A 7,858-nucleotide genomic window follows, 5' to 3' on the forward strand; every position below is an offset into this window, starting at 1 on the left:
TTCCCGTTGCACCAACGAGCAGGTCGGTGTTGCACGTCACGCGCACCACCCGGTTGCCTTGCGTCCCGCCCCCGTCGGAGAGCCAATGTCAGACTGCAGGACCCCGTCAACGGTTGCGCAGGCAAACTCGCTGCCTCTCGCGGGAAGAGGCAGGGGACGACGGGCGCGGCAGAAAAGCGACGTCGTGCGTACGCACAACCGATGCTATTTGGCAGATGGGAGCCCTGGGGCTGCTTGCTGGCGAGAAACCCGCATCGTGCGTACGCACAACCTCCGCCTGCTGTCAGGCACCTCTCGCCCAACTGGGCAAACACGAAGCCCTTGTCAGAAAATCCGCGTCGTGCGTACGCACAGCGGGAACATCCTGCCCAGCCAGCCCTCCTGAGAGCGTCTTTTGGCGAGAAGCCCGCGTCGTGCGTACGCACAAGCCCGAACCTTTGCCCCAAGGCCCACGGACGCCCGCCACGGCATCGGACCCCGGCGCCAAACGGCAACGGGACCCGAATGCAGCAAGCCCATGTAGGCTAGGCACAGGACCGGCGAGTCGCTGCCAGCCCCCTATGCCTTGGCGATGGCCTGGTCGAGGTCGGCGATGATGTCATCCACGTCCTCGATGCCGATGGACAGGCGGATGAGGTCCTCGGAGAGGTGCGCGGCCTGGAGCTGCTCGGCCGTGAGCTGGGAGTGCGTGGTGGAGGCGGGGTGGATGATGAGGGACTTGGCGTCACCCACGTTGGCGAGGTGCGTGAAGAGCTTCACATTGTTCACCACGTTGAGGCCAGCCTCACGCCCGCCCTTGACGCCGAAGACCACTACGCCGCCAAAGCCGTGGTGCAGGATACGGCTCGCGACCTCGTGCGAGGGGTCGCCCTCGAGTCCGGAGTAGCGCACCCAGGAGACCTTGGGATTCTCCTTGAGCCACCTGGCAACGGCAAGCGCGTTGTCGGAGTGACGCTGGACGCGCAGGGAGAGGTCCTCGATGCCCAGGCCAATGAGCTGAGCCGCATACGGGGAGAGCGTAGGGCCAAAGTCGCGGAGCTTGTTGGCGAGCACGCGGGTGGCAAACGGGGCGGCAGGTGCCGCGTCGGCAAAGACCACGCCGTGGTAGGACGGGTCGGGCTGGGCGATGGTGCGCCACTTCTCGGGGTCCTGCTTCCAGTTGAATTTGCCCGTATCGACAACGGCCCCGCCAAGCGTTGCGCCGTGGCCGCCAATCCACTTGGTGAGAGACTCAATCACGACTGCCGCGCCATCCTCTGCCGGACGATAGATATACGGTGTGGCAAAGGTGTTGTCCACAAACACGGGCACGGGGCTGGGAAGCGCGTTGGCCGCCTCGACGATGGCGGGGACATCGACCACGTCTACGAGGGGGTTGCCGATGGTCTCAACGTACCAGAGCTTGGTCTTGGGCGTGGTGGCGGCGACAAAGGCGTCGATGTCGTTGTTCTCGACGAACGTGGTCTTGACGCCAAGGTCACCCAGCGTGTGAAGGAAGATGTTCCACGTGCCGCCGTAGAGGGAGTCGGAGGCAACAATCTCGTCACCGGTGCCAGCCAGGTTGGTGAGGGCGAGAATCTCGGCGGCGTGGCCAGAGGCAACGGCCACAGCACCGGCGGCACCCTCCACCGCGGCAATGCGGGCGGCAACGGCATCGGTGGTGGTGTTGGTCAGGCGGCCGTAGACGTTGCCGGGCTTGGCAAGCGCGAACTTGGCGGCACCGTCGGCGGCGTCGTCAAACTGGAATGCGGCCGAGGCGTAGACAGGAAGGGCTGCCGCGCCGGTAACGGGATCAGGTGACCAGCCGGCGTGAACCTGCAGGGTGTTGAAGTGCCTCTCGGGATCCTTAGCAAAGTCGGGGTTGAGTTCGAAGGCCATGATGTTCTCCTTTTTTTTGATGGTGGCGCCATCTGCGCCGAGCGTGTGGGAAGCGAGGAAGCCCGAGACCAGTCACCGCACTGCGGCGTCTCTTCTCGGGCTATGGCATCTGATTCCCCGATAACGCTGTATATGTCACCGTCTTTTTCATGACCTGCATAGTAACGCTTATGGCGGCAAAATCTACCAGTATTGGTAGAGTGTTTGATAGCAACTGGCTATCGATTTCAAAGATATTTCCTGACCAGTGATTTTGCCGTGTCTGGCAACGCATGCCCCTGCAAGGTCACACAAAAAAGCGCCCATCCTCAACATGAGGACGGGCGCAGGGCATGTGATGAGCAACGAGGTGCTAGTAGTTGATCGCCTGCTCCTCGAAGTAGCTCTGCGGGTGGTTGCAGACCGGGCAGACCTTGGGAGCCTCGGGGCCAACGTGCAGGTGGCCGCAGTTGAGGCACTTCCAAACCTTGACGCCCGGACGGTTGAAGACCTCGCCCTTCTCAACACGCTCGGCGAGCTTGTTGTAGCGCTCCTCGTGATGCTTCTCGACCTCACCGACCAGACGGAACTTGGCAGCAATCTCCTTGAAACCCTCCTCGTCGGCAGTCTCGGCGAAGCCCTTGTACATGTCGGTCCACTCGTAGTTCTCGCCAGCCGCAGCATCCCTGATGTTGGTCAGGGTGTCGGGCACGTCGCCGTCGTGCAGGTACTTGAACCAGAGCTTGGCGTGCTCGGACTCGTTGCCAGAAGTCTCGGTGAAGATGTCAGAGATCTGGACGTAGCCCTCCTTCTTGGCCTTGCTGGCATAGTAGGAATACTTGCGGCTTGCCTGGGACTCGCCTGCAAACGCTGCCTCGAGGTTCTTCTTGGTCTGAGAGCTCTCGAAATCGACTGCCATTACCGCTCCTCTCCTTCCCCGCCACTGGGGAAACGTCGGGATCCCCCTTTCGGATCCCTCCTGCTTGCGCAGGTGATACACATGGTAGCATCAGGTACACCAAATGCTACTGTGATTATGACAGAATCCCTCTCTCGAAAGCTCTGCCAACAACGCTTGGGCATCCGACGTACTCACACCTCTTCTACCCGCTGCGCACTCCATGCGGGAAAGCTCCACGCAAAGAGTATCAAGGTCCACGCCGCCACGCGGATCATCTCGGTGAGCGAGGAGGATGCGCAGGACCTCCGCACGCTTCTGTCGGTGAGAGCCTTCGAATCGAGACTGCTTCACGTGCGAGCGAGAGCGTCGCGAGGGATTAGGGACAGTAGCCTTGAGGTGCGCCCCGTAGTCGAGCAAAGCATAGTACCAGGTGCGTGGGTCGTCCGACGGATTGTCGGCGTCCGACGGGCAGGTCGCGCGCACGATGGGCGCCAACGTCGCATCCGAAACGGACTGCTCCTCCGGGAAGAGCTCGTGGAGAAGGACGGTGCGCACGTTGGTCTCGAGATAGACGCCCGGGAGGTCAAAGGCGAAGGCGCGAATCCCCGCCGCCGTAGCCGGCCCGATGCCGGGAAGCGCGCGCAGGGCAGCATCGTCGGACGGCATGTGACCACCTGCAGCAGAGACCTCCTGCGCTGCTCGCCAGAGCGAGAGCGCACGCCTGTTGTAGCCCAGGCCCTGCCACTCGTCGAGCACGTCCGCCGCGTCCGCAGAGGCCAGCGCGTCTGTCGTGGGGAAGAACTCAAGCCAGTGCTGCCAGCGCCCGTCGACACGCGAGACCTGCGTCTGCTGGAGCATGACCTCCGAGATCCAGATGGCATAGGGGTCTCTCGTCCGCCGCCACGGCAAGTCGCGGTAGAGCTCGCGCCCGCGTGCCAGCACGGTCGCGCGAAACGCAGCAAGGACTTCTGGGGGCAGCGCTGGCGTCACTCGGCAACAGCCTTCTGCCGATGCCCGCGACCCATGGCTCTGAACGAGCCCGTCATCTGCGGGACCTTGCCCTCCATCACGACCTGGTAGAGGGACACGGAGCCAAAGTAGTCACGCAGCATGCGCTCGGCGTTGCACCAGACGGGGTTGAAGTGGCACTCGGCCATGCGAGGGCAAGGGCCACCATCATCTCCGGCAAAGTCACAGACAGATATCACGATTGGCCCTTGGACCGCCTCCACGATCCTCAAGAGCGACGTGGTGCGCGGGTCGACGGCCAGCCTCATGCCGCCATGTGCGCCGCGCGTGCTCTCCACGACACCCGCCAAAGCAAGGTCGTGCTGGATGGAGCGGGCAAACGAGTACGGGACATCGTTGTCCTTCGCCGCCGTGCGCACCGACACAACGCCGTCCGGGTTCTGGACAAGCGACGCAAGCATGCGGAGCGCGTAATCGGTCTTTCTCGAGATCTCCATTTCTACCTCCTGGCAGCCCGACGGGCTAGCCCCTTCTTCGGACCCATCTTTGCTGGAGAGTCGCCCCACTCGAGGACTTCCCAGCCATGCTGTCGTGCCAACTTTCGAAGCGTCTCCCCTGGGCACACTGCATAGCACTTTGCTGCCGCCGAGAGGAGCGTGGCGTCTGTGTGGTGGTCGCCATAGGCATACGCAAGGGTCCATGCACCCTTGCCAAGGTGAGCATCCGCCCAGCGAGTAACGGCCACGACCTTCTCGGGGCCTTGTACCACGGTGCCTGCGACACGCCCGGTATAGTTGCCGTCTGCGTCACACTCCATGCCCGTGGCGATGTAGTCATCTGCCCCTAGGGTCTTGGCTGCATCGGCTGCGATGGGTGCAAACGTTGCCGAGACGAGCAGGGTAACGCAGCCTTCCTTGCGCCGCTTGGCAACCTCTGCCAGAGCCTCGGGGCGATAGCGGTCTTTGAGGACGCTCTCATGGAATTCGTGCATGATCTTGTCGATGTCGCGATGGCCCAGGTCTTCGAGTGCCCCGAAGACAAGTTCGCGTGCCTCGTCCTGGCTCTGCGGCAGATGCAGCTTGTAGCGCAGCCCCCACCAACTGAGCGCAAGGGCGCGCGGGACGGACATGAGCCCGTGACGCCACAGGTACACCGAGAAGAGCGCGCCAGACTGGCCGTCAATGGACGTGCCATCGAAGTCGAACACGGCAAGCCTGGCTTTTCTCTGCGGTTGCGCGCTATCGTCTGTGGAAGCGAGCATGCTGTGCGTCTCCATAGTGCTCTCGGAAATCGTATTGCTCCAATGATACCAGTGCGGCATCAGCGGTTGAATCAATTGTACTATTTACCGTATCAATTGAAGCGATTGGGGGCAGCCTGTCACAATATGCCCCAGAGAGGCCGCGGATTGCGGTGCAGTTTGGCGACCGTGGTACGCATGGGTATGAAAGAAGCCCCTTTCGGGGCTCCTAGAATCTACAATGGCGGGATATGCGGGACTCGAACCCGCGACCTCCGACGTGACAGGCCGGCGCTCTAACCAGCTGAGCTAATACCCCTCGCGCGTTGCGGGAGCTATTATACGCAGGGAATGCGAGATCTGTCTAGCCAGAACTATGGAGAAGTTTTGTGGATGCCACAGATGCCATGCGTTGCCGTTCGCGGGGATCTTCCCCGTAGGAGCTTGCGGCAAAAGGTAGCCGTCGTGCGTACGCACACGTGCGGTTTTCTGCCCTAAGGCGGGCCTTGGAACCCCGCGCTGGCAAATTACTCCCCTTCTGCGTACGCACGATTGACAAGTTCTGACAGGGCCATCGCATCTGCCCAGTTGCCGAGAAGAGACGTGTCGGAGGTTAAGGCTTATGCGTACGCACAAGGGGAAGTATCTACCACACCCCCGCTTCCGAAGGTCCCAACGGGCAGAAAAGTACACCTGTGAGTACGCACGATGAGAATTTCTCGCCACAGTCACAGCCACAGCCGCCCCCGCTATCGCCGCACCCCCCTACTCGAGCGCGACGTCTGTGGTCGTACCGTTCGAGTCCGTCACATGGATAACGGACCCATCAAGCGAGGCAGAAGAGATAGTGCCCGTACCCGTGATGGCGTTGCCAGAAGAGTCGACGACCGACATGGGCGCCGAGTCACCGCCAATCGTGTAGGCCACCACGTCCCACGTGCCGTTGGACTTGTTCTCGGGAACCACGATGACCGAGTTGTAGAGGATGAGCGAGACGGGTGTGCCCTCGACGGTGAACTCCTGCGACTTGTTGCCCTGGGAGTCGGTGCCCATCACAGCGTACCCTCCGGCCTCGGTGGCCTCGATGCTGTAGGTAATACCCTGATACGTAACGGTGCCGTCGGCGGTGGTCTGTGCCTGCTGCGGCTCCTCCACGGTGGTCGTGGTCTCTTGGGACTGGGGGGTGTCCTGGGCATTGAGGAACGTGACAAAGGCCGCGATGGCGAGAATCACGAAGAGCCCCACCACACCCGCAACAACGAGCAGGACCGACTTCACGTCGGGGGACTTGCGCTGGGGCTCATGCCCATAGCTAGGCCTGTTGCGTCCGCTAAGCCGACGGTTGCGAGAGCGCTCGGCGGCGCGATCGCGTGCGATGTCGGCTGCCTCGGTGGCATTGTCGCGTGTGGTAACGCGTGCGCCCTGACCGGCGGAGAGGGTCTCGAGGGAGCCTGCGGGAGCGGCGCTCTGACGCGGGGCTGCGCCATCGTCGATGTCCTCGGGGGCTGCGTGCGCACCACTCCTGGGCGCACCGCCAACGGCGCGCCTGCCTGCAGCGTGCACGGCATGCGCGGAGCGCCTGTACTTCTCGCCATTGGATGCGTAGCTCATCTCGTCTCCCCCTGTGCTTCTCGAACCAGTACCATCCTAGCCCCTCCGCGCGCTACATCTCGTGGCGCGCCTCGATAGCGCGGCCAAGCGTCACCTCGTCGGCATATTCCAGGTCCCCTCCCACAGGCAGCCCGCTGGCAAGGCGAGACACGCGAACGCCAAGCGGGCGGATGATGCGCGAGAGATACGTGGCGGTCGTCTCGCCCTCGACGTCCGGGTTGGTGGCGAGAATCACTTCCTGGGCTTCGCCCGATGCCAAGCGGGAAAGCAGCTCCCTCACGTGGAGCTGCTCGGGGCCAATCTTGTCCATGGGCGAGATGACGCCCCCAAGCACGTGATAGAGCCCGTGGTAGCTGCCCGTCCGCTCGATGGCCGAGACGTCACGCGGCTCGGAGACCACGCAGATGGTCGTGCGGTCGCGCGAGGCGTCGGAGCATACGTCACAGGTATCGTGCGTGGCGTAGCTAAAGCAGATGGGACAGAAGTGGACCTGCTCCTTTACCTCGAGGATTGCCGTGGCAAGCCTGCGCGCCTCCTCGGCATCTGCCTCGAGAAGGTAGTACGCGATGCGCTGGGCGGACTTGGGTCCCACACCAGGAAGTCTGCCCAGCTCATCGAGAAGACGCTGGAGTGCGTGGCCGTCGTTGAGCTGATCCATCCCTAGAAGAGCCCCGGGATGTTAAGTCCGCCGGTAACGGCGCTCATGGCCTTCTCGGTGGCAGACTCTGCCTGCTCGAGGGCATCGTTCACCGCGGCGAGGATCATGTCCTGCAGCATGTCGGCATCCTCTGGGTCGAGCGCCTGTGGGTCGATGGTCACCGAGGTGAGGCGAAGGTCGCCTGTGGCCGTAACCTTCACCGTGCCGCCACCGGCCGAGGCCGAGACCTCGGCTGACGCGGCCTGCTGCTGCGCCGCGGCAAGCTGCTCCTGCATCTTGCGGGCCTGGGCCATCATCTGGTTACGGTTCATGCCACCCATGTTGTAGCCGCCTCTAGATCCCTTGGACATGTGTTCCTCCTGTTGGTTGTGTTCTGGTGGAAGCTCTTGGGAAAGCTAATCCGTGCCTTCCCCGTCAGATGCCGAGGGCGCCCCATGGTCGTCAGGCTTCACGACGACCGAGCCGCCAAACGCATCCTCAAGCATAGCCGCGATGCTTGCAAACTCCTCGGTGAGGACCGGGGCATCGTCTGCGGGTGCCTTGGCGGGCGGGGCTTGGGCCGCAGCAGGCTTGGGGATTGGAGTCGGGGTTGGGGCCGGCTTCGGCTGCGGAGCCGGGGTGG

At 62.9% G+C, this 7,858-nt stretch carries 9 protein-coding genes and 1 tRNA gene; all 10 read right to left on the reverse strand.

The features are described from left to right. Window positions 1-558: 558 nt before the first annotated feature. Window positions 559-1,878: an O-acetylhomoserine aminocarboxypropyltransferase/cysteine synthase family protein gene (locus tag E0E00_RS04220; protein WP_130811306.1), complete on the reverse strand. Its 1,320-nt coding sequence runs from the start codon at window positions 1,876-1,878 to the stop codon at window positions 559-561. Between the two features lie 352 nt (window positions 1,879-2,230). Beyond that, entirely contained in the window at window positions 2,231-2,776 is a 546-nt protein-coding gene (gene rbr, locus E0E00_RS04225) for a rubrerythrin (RefSeq protein ID WP_130811307.1), read from the reverse strand. Window positions 2,777-2,866: 90 nt separating this feature from the next. Further along, window positions 2,867-3,748, reverse strand: coding sequence for an adenine glycosylase (locus tag E0E00_RS04230; protein ID WP_242622125.1), 882 nt, complete (start codon window positions 3,746-3,748; stop codon window positions 2,867-2,869). Next, window positions 3,745-4,224 carry an Rrf2 family transcriptional regulator gene (locus E0E00_RS04235; protein WP_130811308.1) on the reverse strand — a complete coding sequence of 160 codons (480 nt, stop codon included), beginning with the start codon at window positions 4,222-4,224 and terminating at the stop codon, window positions 3,745-3,747. The genes E0E00_RS04230 and E0E00_RS04235 overlap by 4 nt, the downstream gene beginning before the upstream one ends. A 2-nt stretch (window positions 4,225-4,226) precedes the next feature. Further along, complete coding sequence (locus E0E00_RS04240; protein WP_130811309.1) at window positions 4,227-4,988, reverse strand: HAD family phosphatase; 762 nt, start codon at window positions 4,986-4,988, stop codon at window positions 4,227-4,229. A gap of 221 nt (window positions 4,989-5,209) precedes the next feature. Beyond that, window positions 5,210-5,286 (reverse strand) — tRNA-Asp (locus E0E00_RS04245). Window positions 5,287-5,732: 446 nt separating this feature from the next. Further along, entirely contained in the window at window positions 5,733-6,578 is an 846-nt protein-coding gene (locus tag E0E00_RS04250) for a hypothetical protein (protein WP_130811310.1), read from the reverse strand. Between the two features lie 52 nt (window positions 6,579-6,630). Beyond that, window positions 6,631-7,236, reverse strand: coding sequence for a recombination mediator RecR (gene recR, locus E0E00_RS04255; RefSeq protein ID WP_130811311.1), 606 nt, complete (start codon window positions 7,234-7,236; stop codon window positions 6,631-6,633). A gap of 2 nt (window positions 7,237-7,238) precedes the next feature. After that, the gene (locus E0E00_RS04260; RefSeq protein WP_130811674.1) at window positions 7,239-7,556 is read right to left on the reverse strand and encodes a YbaB/EbfC family nucleoid-associated protein; all 318 of its coding nucleotides are present in this window, start codon (window positions 7,554-7,556) and stop codon (window positions 7,239-7,241) included. 75 nt (window positions 7,557-7,631) lie between these two features. Further along, the coding region (locus tag E0E00_RS14665) for a hypothetical protein (RefSeq protein ID WP_207302659.1) at window positions 7,632-7,858 on the reverse strand (227 nt) is incomplete at its 5' end.

The sequence above is a fragment of the Olsenella sp. Marseille-P4559 genome, assembly GCF_900605015.1.
GTDB lineage: Bacteria > Actinomycetota > Coriobacteriia > Coriobacteriales > Atopobiaceae > Tractidigestivibacter.